At 53.6% G+C, this 18139-nt stretch carries 17 protein-coding genes and 1 riboswitch; of the genes, 14 read left to right on the forward strand and 3 right to left on the reverse strand.

What is annotated here, in order from left to right; genetic code table 11:
- The first annotated feature begins 88 nt into the window (after positions 1-88).
- The 7 genes from nikA (at position 89) to KCG39_RS16920 (ending at position 6803) form a co-directional block, all read left to right on the forward strand.
- Positions 89-1657, forward strand: a complete 1569-nt coding sequence (gene nikA, locus KCG39_RS16890; RefSeq protein ID WP_049113780.1) for a nickel ABC transporter substrate-binding protein — start codon at positions 89-91, stop codon at positions 1655-1657.
- Entirely contained in the window at positions 1657-2601 is a 945-nt protein-coding gene (gene nikB, locus KCG39_RS16895; RefSeq protein ID WP_123828692.1) for a nickel ABC transporter permease subunit NikB, read from the forward strand. The genes nikA and nikB overlap by 1 nt, the downstream gene beginning before the upstream one ends.
- Complete coding sequence (gene nikC, locus KCG39_RS16900) at positions 2598-3431, forward strand: nickel ABC transporter permease subunit NikC (RefSeq protein ID WP_004126222.1); 834 nt, start codon at positions 2598-2600, stop codon at positions 3429-3431. Before nikB ends, nikC begins: the two co-directional genes overlap by 4 nt.
- On the forward strand, positions 3431-4192 hold the full coding sequence (gene nikD, locus KCG39_RS16905) for a nickel import ATP-binding protein NikD (RefSeq protein WP_142468094.1): 762 nt from the start codon (positions 3431-3433) through the stop codon (positions 4190-4192). The genes nikC and nikD overlap by 1 nt, the downstream gene beginning before the upstream one ends.
- Positions 4192-4962 (forward strand): nickel import ATP-binding protein NikE, encoded by a 771-nt coding sequence (gene nikE / locus KCG39_RS16910; protein ID WP_004126231.1) that lies wholly within the window; start codon positions 4192-4194, stop codon positions 4960-4962. Before nikD ends, nikE begins: the two co-directional genes overlap by 1 nt.
- Positions 4963-4967: 5 nt before the next feature.
- Complete coding sequence (nikR, locus tag KCG39_RS16915; protein WP_142468093.1) at positions 4968-5384, forward strand: nickel-responsive transcriptional regulator NikR; 417 nt, start codon at positions 4968-4970, stop codon at positions 5382-5384.
- Between the two features lie 165 nt (positions 5385-5549).
- Positions 5550-5733, forward strand: a riboswitch (M-box (ykoK) riboswitch).
- A gap of 56 nt (positions 5734-5789) precedes the next feature.
- Positions 5790-6803: a magnesium transporter gene (locus tag KCG39_RS16920; protein ID WP_211811432.1), complete on the forward strand. Its 1014-nt coding sequence runs from the start codon at positions 5790-5792 to the stop codon at positions 6801-6803.
- Here the strand turns inward: KCG39_RS16920 and KCG39_RS16925 are convergent.
- Complete coding sequence (locus tag KCG39_RS16925; protein WP_004126236.1) at positions 6769-7074, reverse strand: LysR family transcriptional regulator; 306 nt, start codon at positions 7072-7074, stop codon at positions 6769-6771. The two genes, KCG39_RS16920 and KCG39_RS16925, sit on opposite strands and share 35 nt — an antisense overlap.
- Before the next feature lie 360 nt (positions 7075-7434).
- Here KCG39_RS16925 and KCG39_RS16930 point away from each other — a divergent pair, with 360 nt between their 5' ends.
- The 5 genes from KCG39_RS16930 to KCG39_RS16950 all read left to right on the forward strand — a co-directional run bounded on the left by KCG39_RS16930 (position 7435) and on the right by KCG39_RS16950 (position 13759).
- Positions 7435-8388, forward strand: a complete 954-nt coding sequence (locus KCG39_RS16930) for a hydroxyacid dehydrogenase (protein WP_004106636.1) — start codon at positions 7435-7437, stop codon at positions 8386-8388.
- Between the two features lie 11 nt (positions 8389-8399).
- Entirely contained in the window at positions 8400-9098 is a 699-nt protein-coding gene (locus KCG39_RS16935; protein WP_004126241.1) for an RraA family protein, read from the forward strand.
- A 66-nt stretch (positions 9099-9164) separates the two neighbouring features.
- Positions 9165-10559, forward strand: a complete 1395-nt coding sequence (locus KCG39_RS16940; RefSeq protein WP_004126262.1) for a DASS family sodium-coupled anion symporter — start codon at positions 9165-9167, stop codon at positions 10557-10559.
- 12 nt (positions 10560-10571) lie between these two features.
- The gene (locus KCG39_RS16945; protein WP_004126263.1) at positions 10572-11735 is read left to right on the forward strand and encodes a metallo-dependent hydrolase; all 1164 of its coding nucleotides are present in this window, start codon (positions 10572-10574) and stop codon (positions 11733-11735) included.
- Positions 11736-11875: 140 nt separating this feature from the next.
- On the forward strand, positions 11876-13759 hold the full coding sequence (locus KCG39_RS16950) for a sigma-54-dependent Fis family transcriptional regulator (RefSeq protein WP_004126264.1): 1884 nt from the start codon (positions 11876-11878) through the stop codon (positions 13757-13759).
- Positions 13760-13793: 34 nt separating this feature from the next.
- Here KCG39_RS16950 and KCG39_RS16955 read toward each other — a convergent pair whose 3' ends face one another.
- The gene (locus tag KCG39_RS16955; protein ID WP_032741979.1) at positions 13794-14990 is read right to left on the reverse strand and encodes a BaiN/RdsA family NAD(P)/FAD-dependent oxidoreductase; all 1197 of its coding nucleotides are present in this window, start codon (positions 14988-14990) and stop codon (positions 13794-13796) included.
- Positions 14991-15219: 229 nt separating this feature from the next.
- On the opposite strand from KCG39_RS16955, the gene pitA reads away from it, so the two are divergent.
- Complete coding sequence (pitA, locus tag KCG39_RS16960) at positions 15220-16716, forward strand: inorganic phosphate transporter PitA (protein WP_004126266.1); 1497 nt, start codon at positions 15220-15222, stop codon at positions 16714-16716.
- 68 nt (positions 16717-16784) lie between these two features.
- On the opposite strand, the gene uspB is transcribed toward pitA, so the two are convergent.
- The gene (gene uspB, locus KCG39_RS16965; protein ID WP_004126267.1) at positions 16785-17120 is read right to left on the reverse strand and encodes a universal stress protein UspB; all 336 of its coding nucleotides are present in this window, start codon (positions 17118-17120) and stop codon (positions 16785-16787) included.
- 380 nt (positions 17121-17500) lie between these two features.
- On the opposite strand from uspB, the gene uspA reads away from it, so the two are divergent.
- Positions 17501-17938, forward strand: coding sequence for a universal stress protein UspA (gene uspA, locus KCG39_RS16970; RefSeq protein WP_004126268.1), 438 nt, complete (start codon positions 17501-17503; stop codon positions 17936-17938).
- The last annotated feature ends 201 nt before the right edge of the window (positions 17939-18139 follow it).

Raw genomic sequence — 18139 nt, forward strand, 5'->3', positions numbered from 1 at the left:
ACTTTCAGGCGCTATATTGATCCAGCTTACGCCGAAAGTATGATGAATCATTAAAATCGTCATACTTTCCTGTCGCTGAGAAAAAGCCTTGTCTATTATCCGCACCACGCTGCTGGCGCTACTCGCCTGCGTTTGTTTGCTGGTCCGTGCCGCGCCGAATGATATCACCACCGCATGGCCGGTTAACGTGGGACCGCTCAACCCGCACCTCTACACGCCCAATCAGATGTACGCCCAAAGCATGGTGTATGAACCGCTGGTGAAGTATCAGGCGGATGGCTCGGTGAAGCCCTGGCTGGCCACGAGCTGGACGCACTCGGAGGATGGCAAAGTCTGGACCTTCACCCTGCGCGATAATGTAACATTCTCCAACGGCGAAGCGTTTGACGCTCATGCCGCCGCGGAGAACTTCCGCGTGGTGCTCGATAACCGCCAGCGCCACGCCTGGCTGGAGCTGGTCAATCAGATCGTCGATGTCAACGCGCTCGACAAAAGCCATCTGCAAATCACCCTGAAAAGCGCTTATTACCCGTTCTTACAGGAGCTGTCGCTGCCGCGCCCTTTCCGCTTTATCGCTCCGTCGCAGTTCAAAGACAATGAGACCCTGCGCGGCATTAAAGCGCCGATTGGCACCGGTCCATGGGTACTGAAGGAATCAAAACTCAATCAGTATGACGTGCTGGTGCGTAACGACCGCTACTGGGGTGAAAAGCCGCAAATTCAAAAGATCACCGTCAAGGTGATCCCGGACCCGACCACCCGCGCGGTGGCGTTTGAAACCGGCGATATTGATCTGCTCTACGGCAACGAAGGGCTGCTGCCGCTCGACACCTTTGCCCGCTTCAGCCACAACCCGGCCTACCGTACCCAGCTTTCCCAGCCGATAGAGACGGTGATGCTGGCGTTGAACTCCGCCAGGGCCCCCACTAATGAGCTCCCGGTGCGCGAAGCGCTGAACTTTGCGGTGAATAAAAAAGCGTTGATTGATAACGCCCTGTACGGCACTCAGCAGGTTGCCGATACGCTGTTCGCTCCTACCGTGCCCTATGCCGATATTGGCCTGAAGCCGCGTCGGTACGATCCGCAGCAGGCGAAGGCGTTGCTGGAAAACGCGGGCTGGGTACTGCCTGCGGGAAAAGATATTCGCGAGAAAAACGGCCAACCGCTGCACGTTGAACTGTCGTTTATCGGCACCGACGCGCTGAGCAAATCGATGGCCGAAATCATTCAGGCCGATATGCGCCAGATTGGCGTGGACGTGGCGCTGGTCGGCGAGGAAGAGAGCAGTATTTATGCCCGCCAGCGCGATGGTCGCTTCGGCATGATTTTCAACCGTACCTGGGGCGCACCCTACGATCCGCACGCCTTTATGAGTTCGATGCGCGTGCCGTCGCACGCCGATTTTCAGGCGCAACAGGGATTAGCCGACAAACCGATTATTGATAAAGAAATTGGCGAGGTGCTGGAAACCACCGACAAAACGCGGCGTCAGGCGCTGTATCGCGACATTCTCACGCGTTTGCACAACGATGCGGTCTACCTACCCATCAGCTACGTCTCGATGATGGTGGTCGCCAGACCGGAGCTGGGCGCGATCCCCTATGCGCCGATCGCGTCTGAGATTCCGTTTGAACAGATTAAGCCGGTGAAACCCTGATGTTACGTTACGCGCTGCGGCGGGTTGCGCTGCTGATACCGATGATCTTCGCCGCCTCGGTGATTATCTTTTTAATGCTCCGCCTGGGCACCGGTGACCCGGCGCTGGACTATTTGCGCCTGTCAAACCTGCCGCCGACGCCGGAAATGGTGGCCTCGACCCGCGCGATGCTGGGGCTGGATCGGCCGCTTATCGTCCAGTACGGCGGCTGGCTGTGGCGGGCGCTGCAGCTGGATTTTGGCATTTCGTTCGCCACCCAGCGCCCGGTGCTGGACGATATGCTGAGCTTCCTGCCCGCCACGCTGCAACTGGCGGGGGCCGCGCTGGTGCTGATCCTCCTCACCTCCGTGCCGCTCGGCATCTGGGCGGCGCGGCACCGCGACCGCCTGCCGGATTTTATTGTGCGGATCATCGCCTTTCTCGGCGTGTCGATGCCCAACTTCTGGCTGGCTTTCCTGCTGGTGATGTTCTTTTCGGTTTACCTGCAATGGCTGCCGGCGATGGGCTATGGCGGCTGGCAGCACATCATTCTGCCTGCGGTGTCGATTGCCTTTATGTCGCTGGCGATCAACGCCCGTCTGCTGCGCGCCAGCATGCTGGAAGTCGCCGGACAGCGTCACGTAACCTGGGCCAGACTGCGCGGCCTGAACGCTAAGCAAACCGAGCGTCGCCATATTCTGCGCAACGCCTCGCTGCCGATGATTACCGCCGTGGGAATGCATATCGGCGAGCTGATTGGCGGCACGATGATTATCGAAAATATCTTTGCCTGGCCCGGCGTGGGCCGCTACGCCGTCTCGGCGATTTTTAACCGCGACTACCCGGTCATTCAGTGTTTTACCCTGATGATGGTGATCGTTTTTGTGGTTTGTAACCTGATGGTTGACCTGCTGAACGCCGCGCTGGACCCACGCATTCGCCGCCATGAAGGAGCGCGCTCGTGAACTTCTTCTTCTCTTCACGCGGGTCAGTCCGCATATCCTTGCTCATCATCGCCCTGCTGGCGATCGTTGCGCTCACCAGCCAGTGGTGGCTGCCGTACGATCCGCAGGCCATCGATCTGCCTTCGCGCCTGCTGCCGCCTGGCGGACAGCACTGGCTCGGCACCGATCATCTGGGGCGCGATATCTTCTCGCGCCTGCTGGCGGCGACCCGCGTATCGCTTGGCTCGGTGATGGCCTGCCTGCTGCTGGTGCTGGCGCTGGGGCTCATCGTCGGCGGCAGCGCCGGGCTTATCGGCGGCCGCGTCGATCAGACCACCATGCGCGTCGCGGATATGTTTATGACCTTCCCGACCTCAATCCTCTCTTTCTTTATGGTAGGAGTACTGGGAACCGGGCTGACCAACGTGATTATCGCCATCGCCCTGTCGCACTGGGCATGGTATGCGCGGATGGTGCGCAGCCTGACGATCTCCCTGCGCCAGCGCGAATTTGTGCTCGCCGCGCGGCTTTCCGGGGCGGGCCACGTACGGGTATTTGTCGACCATCTGGCCGGGGCGGTCATTCCGTCGCTGCTGGTGCTGGCGACCCTGGATATCGGGCATATGATGCTGCACGTCGCCGGGATGTCGTTCCTCGGCCTCGGCGTCACCGCGCCCACCGCCGAGTGGGGAGTGATGATTAACGACGCCCGCCAGTATATCTGGACCCAGCCGCTGCAAATGTTCTGGCCGGGACTGGCGCTGTTTATCACCGTCATGGCCTTCAACATGGTGGGCGACGCGCTCCGCGATCGCCTGGATCCTCATCTTATCGCGGAGCACGCCCACTAATGCCGCAACAAATTACATTGCAAAACATAGTCTTACAGGCCGAGTGTCCGCTGGTGCACGGCGTATCATTGACGCTCAAACGCGGGCGCGTGCTGGCGCTGGTTGGCGGCAGCGGCAGCGGAAAATCGCTAACCTGCGCGGCGGCGCTGGGCATTCTGCCTCCCGGCGTACGGCAAACGGCGGGAACAATTCTCGCCGACGGCCAGACGGTTTCTCCCGGCGAACTGCGCGGCAGCAAAATCGCCACCATTATGCAGAACCCTCGCAGCGCCTTTAATCCGCTGCACACCATGGCGGCCCACGCGCGGGAGACCTGCCGGGCGTTGGGTAAACCCGCAGACGACGCCGCGCTTATCGCGGTGCTGGAAGCCGTTGGGCTGGAGGAGGCGCGGCGCGTCCTGAAGCTTTATCCGTTCGAGATGAGCGGCGGCATGCTGCAGCGGATGATGATTGCCATGGCGCTGCTATGCGAGGCGCCGTTTATCATTGCCGATGAACCGACCACCGATCTGGACGCGGTGGCCCAGGCGCGCATTCTCGATCTGCTGGCAGGCATTATGCAAAAGCGCGGGCCTGGGATGCTGCTGGTCACCCACGATATGGGTGTTGTGGCGCGGCTGGCGGACGATGTGGTGGTGATGGATAGCGGCAGCATCGTGGAACAGGGCGATGTGGAAAGAATATTCAGCGCTCCGCAGCACAGCATCACCCGCGGTCTGGTGGCGGCGCATCTCGCCCTCTATGGTCTGGAGCTGGCCTGATGACATTACTGAGCGTATCCGCGATTACCCATCAATATACCGATTTAAAGGTGCTAAAAGAGGTCTCTTTGGCGCTGAAAAGCGGCGAAACCGTAGCCCTGCTGGGACGCAGCGGCTGCGGGAAAAGTACCCTGGCGCGCCTGCTCGTCGGCCTGGAATCGCCCACTGAGGGCAGCGTCTGCTGGCGGGGAGAACCGCTCTCCCGGCTCAATCGCGCTAAGCAAAAGGCGTTCCGGCGGGATATTCAGATGGTATTCCAGGACGCCATCAGCGCGGCGAATCCGCGTAAAACGGTACGCGAAATGTTGCGCGAACCCATGCGTCATCTGCTGTCGCTGACCAAATCGGAGCAGCTGGCCCGGGCAAGCGCAATGCTCAAAGCGGTGGATCTCGACGATAGCGTGCTGGATAAACGCCCCCCGCAGCTGAGCGGCGGACAGCTGCAGCGCGTCTGCCTTGCGCGCGCGCTGACGGTAGAACCGAAGCTGCTGATCCTTGACGAGGCGGTTTCTAACCTCGACCTGGTGCTCCAGGCGGACGTCATTGGTCTGCTCAAAAAACTCCAGCAGCAGTTTGGCACCGCCTGCCTGTTTATCACCCACGATTTACGTCTGGTGGAGCGCTTTTGCCAGCGGGTGATGGTGATGGATGAGGGGCAAATCGTTGAGATACAGGCTGTGGGCGATAAATTAACGTTTTCTTCCAGTGCCGGCCGCATGTTACAAAATGCGGTACTTCCTGCCTTTCCCGTGCGCCGCAATAAGGTTTAAAACAGATGCAACGTATCACGATTACTCTCGATGACGATTTACTCGACATGCTGGATAACCTCAGCCAGCGCCGTGGCTATCACAATCGCTCCGAAGCCATCCGCGATATTCTGCGCGGCACGCTGGCCCAGGAAACCACTCAGGAGCAAGGTACCCAAGGCTTCGCGGTCCTCTCCTATGTTTATGAGCATGAGAAACGCGATCTCGCCAGCCGTTTAGTCTCCACCCAGCATCACCACCACGATCTCTCGGTCGCCACCCTTCACGTCCATATCAACCACGATGATTGTCTCGAAATCGCCGTGTTGAAAGGCGATATGGGCGACGTTCAGCATTTTGCCGATGACGTTATCGCCCAGCGCGGCGTGCGCCACGGCCATTTGCAGTGCCTGCCGACGGAGAAGGAATCCCCCCACTCATAAACTGTGCGCGGCGATAAACGGCTTTTTAACTCGCGAGCGGAGCTAACGCTATCATGCTGGCTCGTTGGCCCATGCGCCTCGTAGCGGTTTTTCTCAACGATTAATAAACAACATGAATTATACGTTTGGTTAATTATTTCACTTCGCTAATAATCACGTCTCATTTAACGATCTCGTTATGGCGAGGCTCCTGCATAAACATAAGTTACCGCCCTGTTGGTATCGAGAGAGACCACTCAGGGAAATACAGGCTTCCATCGAATCAAGGTGTTGCCAAGGTAACTTCTGACGGCGTTCATGCCGGACAGATACGTTGTGCAGTGCTAAAACCAGGACGTAGGGATCTGCCTGTGCTCATCCTGTCTTGTTCGCCCCTATGAGTGATTTTTTATAGGGAATTACACCATGTCTTCCATTCAACTGCGCGCCGCACACCACGCCACCTCGGCTTTCGACGGCGACGCGATCGTCCAGTACATGCGTACCGATTTCATCACCCTGCCGGAACATCTTAGCGTGCATGAAGCCCGCGAGCTGTTTGTTTCTCAGCTGGCCAGCGATGAGATCCCCGGCCAGGTTTTTGTCGTCGCCGGAAAAAAACTGCGCGGCAGCTTATCGATAAAAAAGCTGCTGCAGGAGAGCGATGCCGCACAATCCATTCGTTATTTAATGGATAGCTGCCTGTTTCGCGTCAGGCCTGACGACCCGCGTCCACAGGTGGTCGCCGAACTGGCCGAGCGCGGGCTCGATCTCGTGCCGGTGGTCGAAAAGGGCGAGCTGGTCGGCTGCCTGATGGAAAAAGAGATTGCGCATCTGCTGGAAGATGACGTGACCGAGGATGCTCAGCGCCAGGGGGCAACGCTGCCGCTGGAAAAGCCCTATCTGGAAACCAGCCCGTGGGCGCTATGGAAAAAACGTTCGGTATGGCTGCTGCTGCTCTTTGTCGCCGAAGCCTACACCAGCAGCGTGTTACAGCATTTTGAAGAGGCGCTGGAGTCAGCTATCGCGCTGGCCTTTTTCATTCCGCTGCTGATTGGTACCGGCGGTAACAGCGGGACGCAGATCACCTCCACCCTCGTGCGTTCCATGGCGCTCGGGGAAGTGCGGCTGCGCGATATGGGGCACGTGATCCGTAAAGAGGTCTCAACCTCGCTGCTGATCGCCATTACGCTCGGTCTGGCGGGCTGCCTGCGCGCCTGGATGATGGGCATCGGCATGGAGATCACCCTGATCGTCAGCCTGACGCTGGTTTGTATTACCCTGTGGAGCGCGGTGGTATCGTCGGTGATCCCCCTGACGCTCAAACGCGTCGGTATCGACCCGGCGGTAGTTTCAGCGCCGTTTATCGCCACCCTTATCGATGGTACCGGACTGATTATCTACTTCAAAATCGCCCAGTATTTCCTTGGGCTGAACTGATTATCTTGCCCGGCGGGAAAGATTTGCCGGGCTGTTTTATTCCTGCCCGAATATCCGCAATCACATTAAGCAATCTCAGTAACTCTGGGGCAAGTCGATAAAACGCGTGCCCTTTTTCCGTTAAGATAACTTTTCTGATATTCCTGCCGCGCTTAATAAGATTGAAACCCAGCGCATTTTCAAGCGCACAAATGCTGGTTGTTATCGAAGAGGGTTCAATACTTAGCCGCTGAGATACGCAGTGAATATTCCCCTCCTGAACCATAAGCATGAATATCTCCAGCTGTAGTTTATTCACTGGCAATAATTCCCCTTGAGAAAACGTCACCCTGACGTTTTAAGTTGTCCGCTGAACAATGTCAATGGATACAAACAAACCATTACTTTGCATCAACAACACAAAATGTGAGGCGAATAGCCGCCTCATTTAATTTTGCATTTCAACCATTTCAAAATTAAATATCCCAACCCACAGCACTATCTTAATATGTGAAGAGCATCACTCAGCCACAAAAATAAAAATAAAAAAACTGCATACTTATCATGTAGTTGAAAATTAAATTCGCACAATATTAATTTATGGCACACCCCATGCAATTACCTCCACGTAATCAACACTGGAGATAGTTAAATGACCTACAAAATTTTACTCCCGCAGGAAATCATGGCGGAAGGAAGAGAATATCTGGAAAGCCGCGGTTATCAGCTGATTAACGGCTCAGGGATGGAAGAAGAAGATATCATTCGCGACATTGGGGATTGCGACGGTATTATCGTACGCCTTTCAAAAATGTCCGATCGCGTATTTGAGGCGGCTAAAAAGCTGAAAGTCGTTGCACGACATGGTGCTGGTTACGATACGGTCGATCTGGAGTCCGCTAAACGTCATGGCGTAGTCGTATTAAATGCGCCCATTGCAAATAGTATGTCCGTTGCCGAACTGGCCATATTTTATATGCTGCACTGCTCGCGTAATTTCAAGCTGGTACAGGAAAAGATGCTTGAAGATTATTACTGGGCAAAACTGCGCACGCCAAAAGTGGAACTGGATGGTAAAACGCTGGGCCTGATTGGTGTGGGAAATATCGGTTCACGCGTGGCAATAAAAGCGCTGCATGGCTTTAATATGAAAGTTATCGCCTACGATCCGTATAAAACTCAGCAGCAGATCCCCGAAGGCGTAGAGCTTACCGACGATTTTGACCGTATTTTCAAAGAAAGCGACTTTGTTTCTCTGCACTGCCCAACAACCGCGGAAACCACTGATTTTGTCGGTGAGAAACAGTTTTCCATGATGAAGCCCACCGCCTACTTCATTAATACCGCACGCGGAAAGCTGGTCGATGAAAAAGCGCTGTATCACGCCTTGAGCACCCACGCTATCGCCGGGGCGGGCGTGGATGTTTTAAAGAAAGAGCCGTTTGATGCCAACGATCCGATTTTCTCGCTAAGCAATATCGTGATTGCCCCGCACATTGGCGCCGCCACTATCGAAGCGACCGACAGAGCATCGCTCCATTCCGCTATTGGCATTGATGAAGTCTTATCCGGTAAGAAGCCGTCCTGGCCGGTCCCGGGTTTTTAAGGAGAAAGAACATGACTATTGGTAACCGCATTTTTTTAAAACGTCCAGCCTGCAGCGTCGATCTCCTTAAAGAATTTGAACAGCTCCCGGCGGCGAATATCGCTGACACCATGAACCGTATTGCCGTACTGGGTAACGGAATTAAACGTATTTCTTCGCCGAAAAAACCGATTATGGCGGGCTTCGCCATCACCGTAAAAGTTCGCGCGGGCGATAACCTGATGCTGCACGCCGCGCTGGATATGGCGGGTGAGAACGATGTGATTGTGGTCTCCAACGAAGGCGACCGCTCGCGAGCGTTGATGGGCGAGATCATGGTGGCCTATGCCCACTGCATGAAGAAAGTCGCCGGTATCGTGCTGGATGGACCTATCCGCGATATCGATGCGCTGTCGGTTCTCGATTTTCCGCTGTTCGCCACCGGCTCCAATCCCGCGGGCCCGTTTAAACAAGGTCCGGGAGAGGTGAACACGCCGATCGCCGTTGGCGGCGTCGCGGTTTGTCCGGGCGACCTGATCGTCGGCGATGCGGATGGCGTGATTGTAATCCCCCTCGGCGACGCAGAAGCCGTACTGAATAAAGCCAAAGAGTATGCAAAATTCGATGCCAGCAAAGTAGAGGCCGCCAAAAACGGCACCGCGAATCGCCTTTGGGTCAAAAAATCACTGGATGAGACAGGCGTTGAGTTTATCGACGACATGTATCGTTAATTTGATTAAATAATATCAGGCCGCGGTGCCCTGAAGGGCCGCGGCATTAAAGCAAAGGTAATAAAAATGCTTTATTTAAAACTCTTGCCCATTATCTTTTTCCCCGTTTTATTTTGGATAATACCGCACCCGGAAGGCGTCTCCGCACCGACCTGGCATATGGTTGGCATCTATCTGGCGATGCTGTGCGGGCTGGTTTTGCGCCCGTTTACCGATGCGGTCATTATGCTGATTATTCTCGGGTTTGCCTCTCTGGTTCTCGACCCTGCTCCCCTGTTTGCCGGTTTTGGCAGCCCTATGGTCTGGTTTATTATCAGCGCCTTTATTATTTGCAAAGCGTTTGTTATCACCGGACTGGGTAAACGTATCGCCTATCTGCTGCTAAAACGCTACGGTAAAAATACCCTCACCCTGGGATATCTGATGATGGTGACGGATACCGTACTGGCCCCGGCAACGGGTTCAAATATGTCCCGTTCGGGAGGCATCACCTATCCCATCTTCAGGAACATCGCCGAAGCGCTGGGCTCTAAGCCCGACGACGGTAGCCGGAAAATCGGCGCCTATCTGACCATCCTGATGTACGTCGTCTCAATGGGAACCTCCAGCCTGTTTCTGACGGGGATGGCGACTAACTCGATTACCGTCTCGCTGGCCAATGAGATCATGAAAGTGAATCTCGAATGGATGACCTGGTTTAAAGCTGCCGTGGTGCCTGCCGGACTGGTGCTGCTGCTCGCGCCGTGGATACTGTATAAAATCTACGCGCCGGAACTGAAAGTTATCGATAACGTCAATGAAATTGCCGAGAAGGGTCTGCGTGAACTGGGTCCGGTAAAACGCGAAGAGAAGCTGCTGATCGTGTTCTTTGTTCTGGGCGTGCTCGGCTGGATGACGGGTTCCATCACCGGTATCGCCTTTATTCCCGTCGGCCTGGCGTTTCTCGCCTGTCTGCTGCTTTTCGGCGTGCTGAGCTGGAATGACGTGGTGAGTGAAAAATCGGCCTGGCAAACTTTCGTCTGGTATGGCGCGTTTTATGGATGTGCGGTTGCCCTATCAAAAGGCGGTTTCTACGTCTTTCTGGTGGACGTTATCAAAAACTATCTCGACCTGTCGCACCTGAATGAAATCAGCGCGATTGCCGTCCTGGTCTTTATCAGCCTTGCTGTCCGCTATTTCTTTGTCTCGAATAGCGCGTTCGTCGTCTCTTTCTATCCGGTACTCTTTACCCTGGGAATGACGACCCAGGCGCATCCTATGTACGTGGCGCTTTCTCTGGCCTTCTCCGCAGGATACGGCGCACTGCTTACGCACTACGGCAACGGCGCTGGCGTATTTACGTTCTCCAGCGGCTATGTCCCGCAAAAAACGTTCTGGATGCTGGGCACCATCATGGTGGTGGTCAACGTATTAATCTTCTTCCTGATCGGTATCCCCTACTGGAAGTTTATCGGCATTTAACAGGAGCAAAAAATGAAACTGGATATTCTGATTAAAAACGGTCTGGTCGCCGATCTCGAAGGCCATGATTATATTAATCGCAATATTGGCGTTATCGGTAATCGCATCGTGGACTTAAATGCCGTTGACGATTTGCAGGCCGAAACGGTGATTGATGCCGCGGGTTGTATCGTGCTGCCTGGTTTAATCGACTTCCATGGTCATGTTTTTCACGGCGGAACCGCCATCAGCGTCAACCCTGATATCGTATGCTTGCCCAACGGGGTCACCAGCATGGTCGATGCCGGCAGCAGCGGCTGGGTGAATTATCAGCTTTTTCGCAACAGCGTGATTCATCCTGCCATGGTGAAAATCAAAAGCTATTTGAACGTGGTCAACGTCGGGCTTTCCACCCTTGGGGGCGGGCCGACCGGTTATCTGGAAAATACCAACCCGGCAAATTACAACGAAGAGAAGATAGCCCAAACCCTAAATGGCAATAGAGACAATATTCTCGGCTTGAAACTACGCTACAGCCAGGATATCGCCAAAGGGAAACAGTACGCCAGCGACCCGCTTCTCTCTACCGTCTCCCTGGCGCGTAAACTGGATACCACGATTTGCGTTCACGTCACGGACTCGCTTCTCTGTGCCGATGAACTGATCCGTTATTTTAATGCCGATGATATTTACGCACACTGCTTCCACGGTACCGGCCACTCGATTCTTAATGAACAGGGCGAGGTCTATGCGGCGATAAAAGAGGCGCAGACCCGGGGGGTTATCTTCGACTGTTCAAACGGCGTGGCCCACTTTGATTTTCACGTTGCCAGAACCGCCATGGAGCAGGGATTCTATCCGGATATCATTAGTACCGATCTCACCCTGAGAAATAGCTTACGGACGGATAAGGTCTACAGTCTGCTCCACGTCATGTCGAAATATCTCAACATGGGAATGTCCTTCTTCGATATCGTTCGCGCGGTAACCGCTACGCCGGCGCGCTTAATGAAAATGCAGGGACAAATTGGTACCCTGGCGCCCGGTGCTTGTGCTGATATTTCCATTGTTAAGCTGCGAAAAGAGAAGATTGTTTTTGAAGATACTCAGGGCGTTAAAATTGAAGGGGACCGTTACATTGATAACTGCGCAACTCTGTGTAATGGTCAAATCGTCTATCGCCGCCTGCGCTTCTAATCGCTAATTATGAAGCCTTACGTCTACATCGGCGTAGGGCTTTTATTCTGAATCACTCATAACATGACTTCCCTCATTGCTTCTCCTCGGTCTCATCATATACTAAGGCTTGCCTACTCTGATGCCTGCGAGAATAATGCATGAATAATAATGAAATTGTTATCTTTTCAGTTTCCAGGACAATAACCCAAAGAATTATGAATGTCCTTATTGAAAGAAAGCTCGACATCCCCGTCTATGAATTTCGTTATTCAGATGTTCTCGACAAAGCCCATGAGATGATTCAATCCGGCACTAAGATAATTATTAGCCGGGGCGGTACCGCCGCACTCTTGCGTAGCAACATTACTATCCCTGTCGTTGAAATCGCCCATGATTTTCATGGCGTTTATCGCATCTTACAAGAAGCCAACAGCAAATCGCAAAAAATTGCCGCCGTTGGCTTCCCGCAATTTTGTAGCGCCTTGCGCCATTACCAAAACATGACCAATGAAGAGTTTAAAATTTGTCAGGTTTACAACCATCACGATATTGAAAATGTTATAAAGAATCTTTCGGAGAATAATTATCATACCGTAATCGGCGGCCTGACCGTTGCTGAAATGGCGCAAAAATATCACCTCAATGCAATCATGGGTGATACCGATAACATTTCCATTGAACAGGCCATCAATGAATCTCACAGTTTATTGAAATACATTAATCGAGAAAACAGCAAGCTAATCATGAGCCATTCAGCCTTGAATCAGGCGCGTGAAGGTATTATGTGCATTGATCAGCTTGGTGAAATTATAAATATCAATGCCACCGGTGTTGAATTATTTCAATGTCAAGCCGGAGATAAACTATTCAAAAAAGAAGCCTTTAAAGAGATTTATGCCAGCATTATTAATGAATTAGACATCAAAGAGCAGGCTATAGACATTAACGGCGTAACGATTCATATTTCCGTGCGCCATTTTTCTAACCCAAAAATATCTTATGCCGTTATTACGGGGTTAAGCCAGGAAAGCTCGCTTTGGCAAAATAGTATCAGCAAAAAAAGTAAGCTCCGCGGTTTTTCCACAACCTGGTCTTTCGACGACATTATTGGCCAGTCTCCGGCGATACGCGATGTCATAAAAAAAGCTAAACTGTGCGCCCGCCACGAACTTCCCATTCATATTTTAGGCGATACCGGCACAGGCAAAGAGCTTTTCGCCCAAAGTATTCATAACCATAGCGCCAGAAGCCATAGCCCTTTTATCGCGATTAACTGCGCGGCCATCCCTGAGGGTATTCTGGAAAGCGAACTCTTTGGCTATGCCGACGGCGCATTTACCAGCGCACGTAAGGGCGGAAAACCGGGGGTGTTTGAAATGGCGATGAACGGCACAGTGTTTATCGATGAAATCAGCGAAGCGCCGTTATCGGTACAGGTTAAGCTGCTGCGCGTGTTACAAGAGAAGCAATTCTCTCGTCTCGGGGGCGATACGTTGATCACCGCCGATTTTCGCCTGATCACCGCCAGCAATAAGGATCTGCGCCAGCTCGTCGCCAGCGGTGAGTTCAGGCGGGATCTGTACTATAGAATTAATATTCTTGAGTTGAGTCTACCGGCCTTACGCCAACGACCGGGCGATATCATGTTGTTGATTCAGAACCTGCTTTATCAGCAAGGTAAGCAAATCACATTCACCCCCGACGCGGTGGATTTTTTGCATCGCTATAGCTGGCCTGGCAACATTCGTGAACTTCAGGCGGTTATCTACCGGCTCATCGTCCTGCTGGACATCGATCGAGTGAGCAAAGACGTTTTGCTGCAGATCGGTCAAATTTCACCGGATGGCGACAACGAGAGCTCTCACTTCCCGGCCACGGGCGTGACATCAGATGAAACCGATTTATTAAAGAAACAAGAGAAACGGCTGATTACCCATGTCATCGAAAAAACCGACGGGGACAGAACCAAAGCGTCGGTGATGCTCGGCATCAGTCCCACGACCCTGTGGCGCAAATTAAAGCAGCACAATATCAGCGGATAAGGCGGAGCCGGGTCTGCGGATACAGATCAAGCGGTTATTTCTGTTCCGCTAAAGCCTGCGCGCATGCCCAGGCTGATGCCCACGCCCACTGGAAGTTATAGCCTCCCAGCCAGCCGGTGACGTCCATCACTTCGCCGATAAAGTACAAACCGGGCACCTTTCGGGCTTCCATGGTGCGCGAAGAGAGCTCATTCGTATCGACACCGCCGAGGGTCACTTCCGCCGTGCGATAGCCTTCGGTACCATTCGGCTGGACGCGCCATGCGGTCAGCGTCTCAACCAGCGCCTGCTGCTCGCGAACGTTAAGCTGTTTCAGGGTGACATCCGGAAGTTGGCCCAGCTGCTGTAAGCATTCAACCAACCGCTTCGGCAGCTGCATCGCGAGGGTGTTTTTCAGGCTCTGATTGGGATGCGCCGCACGCTGCTCGTTAAGGAAGTCATCAAGATGGCAATCCGGCAGCAGATTGATGCTGACGAATTCTCCCGGCTGCCAGTAGCTGGAAATTTGCAGTACCGCCGGTCCGGACAGCCCGCGGTGGGTAAAGAGCAGATTTTCCCGGAAGACGGTCCCATTTTCCGCCGTGATGGTCGAGGGTACCGACACCCCGGAAAGCACCTGCAGCTGTTCAAGCAGCGGCTTATGCAAGGTGAACGGCACCAGGCCCGCTCGGGTCGGCAGCACCTTCAGGCCAAACTGCTCGGCAAGCTTATAGCCAAACGGCGAGGCGCCGAGGCCCGGCATAGACAGTCCGCCAGAGGCAACCACCAGCTTTTTCGCCGCCACCGTCTCGCCGTTAAGCTGTAGCGTGTAGCCCTCATCATCCCGTTCAACGCCGATAATTTCGCTGCGCAGACGAATTTGCACGCCGCCTTTTTCGCACTCGGCCAGCAGCAGGTTAACGATTTGCTCGGCGGAATCATCGCAGAAAAGCTGGCCCAGAGTTTTCTCATGCCAGGCAATACCGTATTTGCCAACCAGATCGATAAAGTCCCACTGGGTGTAGCGCGCCAGCGCAGATTTGCAAAAATGCGGGTTTTGACTGAGATATGCCGCGGGTTCGATATACATGTTAGTAAAGTTACAACGGCCACCGCCGGACATCAGGATCTTACGCCCGGGCTTTTTGCCATTATCGAGCAACAGTACCCGGCAACCTGCCTGCCCCGCCTGCGCCGCACAAAACATTCCCGCCGCTCCGGCGCCGATTACGATGGCATCAAACCTTTCCACACAACATTCCTCATATCCCGATTGTCGGGAATTGTAAATTTTTCATTCTGGTCGCACCAGCCTGAAAAAAACAGATTTATGTACCTTATTGAAAGATATAGGAATACTCCCAACAAGGTAAAACTTAAACAGGAAGAAAATCAAAAAAAGTCTATATTTCACTTTGCCCGCGCCGCGAAAGTCACTGATAATGCGCCGCGTTCATGTCCTCAAAATGGCGTAACGTCCTATGCTACATTTATTTGCCGGTCTGGATTTACATACCGGGCTATTATTATTGCTTGCTCTGGCTTTCGTGCTTTTTTACGAAGCGATCAATGGTTTTCATGATACCGCAAACGCTGTTGCAACTGTGATTTACACACGCGCAATGCGGTCGCAGCTTGCTGTGGCGATGGCGGCTCTTTTTAACTTCTTCGGCGTTCTGCTGGGCGGTCTCAGCGTAGCCTATGCCATCGTGCATATGTTGCCGACCGACCTGCTGCTTAACATGGGTTCAGCGCATGGCCTCGCCATGGTCTTTTCCATGTTGCTGGCGGCAATCATCTGGAACCTCGGCACCTGGTACTTCGGCCTTCCGGCCTCCAGCTCGCACACTCTGATCGGCGCGATCATCGGTATTGGTTTAACCAATGCGCTGATGACCGGCACGTCGGTGGTAGATGCGCTGAACATCCCGAAAGTCATGGGTATTTTTGGCTCGCTGATCATCTCGCCAATCGTGGGTCTGGTTGTGGCGGGCGGCCTGATTTTCATTCTGCGTCGCTACTGGAGCGGAACCAAAAAACGCGCCCGTATCCACCTGACCCCAGCCGAGCGTGAAAAGAAAGACGGCAAGAAAAAGCCGCCATTCTGGACGCGTATTGCGCTGATTCTGTCCGCCATTGGCGTCGCGTTCTCCCATGGCGCGAACGATGGCCAGAAAGGCATTGGCCTGGTGATGCTGGTTCTGATCGGCGTTGCTCCGGCGGGCTTCGTGGTTAATATGAACGCTTCCGGCTACGAAATCACCCGTACCCGCGATGCGGTCAACAATGTGGAAACCTTCTTCCAGCAGCGCCCTGAGCTGTTGAAGAAAGCGACCGGCGCCGAGCAGCTCATTCCGTCTCCGGACGCAGGGGCAGCCGCTAACGGCGAGTTTCACTGCCACCCGGCCAACACCATCAACGCACTTGACCGCGTGAAGACGATGCTGGCCGGCACCGAAAGCTACGACACGCTCTCCGTTGAGCAGCGTAGCCATTTGCGCCGTATTATGCTCTGCATCTCCGACACCACCGATAAAGTGGCTAAACTGCCGGAAGTGAATGCTGACGATAAGCGTCTGCTGAAGAAGCTGAAAACCGATATGCTGAGCACCATCGAGTATGCGCCAATCTGGATTATTATGGCGGTTGCTCTGGCGCTGGGAATCGGCACCATGATCGGCTGGCGTCGCGTGGCGACCACTATCGGCGAGAAAATCGGTAAGAAAGGGATGACCTACGCGCAGGGTATGTCAGCTCAAATGACCGCAGCCGTATCGATTGGTCTGGCGAGCTATACCGGGATGCCGGTTTCCACCACCCACGTGCTCTCCTCCTCGGTAGCGGGGACGATGCTCGTTGATGGCGGCGGTCTGCAGAAGAAAACCGTCACCAGCATCCTGATGGCCTGGGTGCTCACCCTGCCGGCAGCGATTCTGCTGTCCGGTGCGCTGTACTGGCTCTCGCTGCAGTTTATCTAAGCGGGTATCAGTCAGAAGAGAGACAAACGGGTCAGGAAACTGGCCCGTTTTTTTTGCCTGCCGTAAAGCTAGTGCCAGATAGCCAGGGCAATCATGCTGACCACCACCAGGCCGCATAGCGCGCTGGTGAGGATAAACTGCCGACGAACCCGCTCGCAGCGGCGGATAAACTCATCGTCATGGTGATCGCGGTAGCGCTGAGCGTAGATGTACCACACCAGGCGCATCTGTTTGCTGGGCTGTCCGTGCGACGTAAAAAAACCGCCGCCGTCGACATATTGATAGAGCAAAGGGTCACAACCACGTAGCACAACAAGCAATGCACGCAGCGACGAGAAGTAGCGTGCCATATTCACTACACATACGATACACAGGGCCCAAAACAGCGCAATAGTGCTGATCATACCTCCTCCCCGGCGACCCGTCCTCGGAGGCTCCCTCCGGGACTACCGCTCCCCAATAGCAAACCGACTGTACAGTAAAAGAGTGCGATTCCGATCACGTTTATTTATCCGACCGGCTCATTAAATAGTGTAGGAGATCAGTTAATTTTTTTACCACAACGTTAATCATTATCAATGCATAAGTCGGATATATTTGTTTAACTATTCGCTGAACAAGGTGGATTGACGGATCGCGAGGGGCGCTATAAGGTAGAAATATCTTCTACAATTAGGTCCTTAAGGACTAGCCCCCGCGAATGTAGCACGCAGGACGCGGGCGAAGCGGCAGCGCTGGCTGTCAGGTCCAACGGTCATCGACAACTTATGGAAGGAGTAACACTATGGCTTACAAACATATTCTTATTGCAGTAGACCTGTCCCCGGAAAGCAAAGTACTGGTAGAAAAAGCCGTTTCTATGGCCCGTCCCTACAATGCAAAAGTTTCCCTGATCCACGTGGATGTGAATTACTCCGATCTCTACACCGGCCTTATTGACGTCAATCTGGGCGACATGCAGAAACGCATCTCTGAAGAGACTCATCACGCGTTAAGCGAGCTGTCGACTAACGCGGGCTACCCGATCACTGAGACCCTCAGCGGCAGCGGCGATCTCGGCCAGGTTCTGGTTGATGCGATTAAAAAATATGATATGGACCTGGTGGTTTGTGGTCACCATCAGGACTTCTGGAGCAAACTAATGTCCTCAGCGCGTCAGCTTATCAACACCGTTCACGTTGATATGCTGATTGTCCCACTGCGCGACGAAGAAGACGAATAACAGGACGTTATTTAATTCGCTGATGACCAACGCCCGCTAACGCGGGCGTTTTTGTTTCTCGCCTCACCCACCGCAGAAAAAGCACATACATCCACATAATCACCATAATACCAGATTGATCAACCATTTCACCGGCAATTTACCCATATAATAATTTGTTAACAGCCGTGAACATCATATCATTACGCAAAATAAAGCTTT

The organism is Klebsiella pasteurii (assembly GCF_018139045.1).
Lineage (GTDB): Bacteria > Pseudomonadota > Gammaproteobacteria > Enterobacterales > Enterobacteriaceae > Klebsiella > Klebsiella grimontii.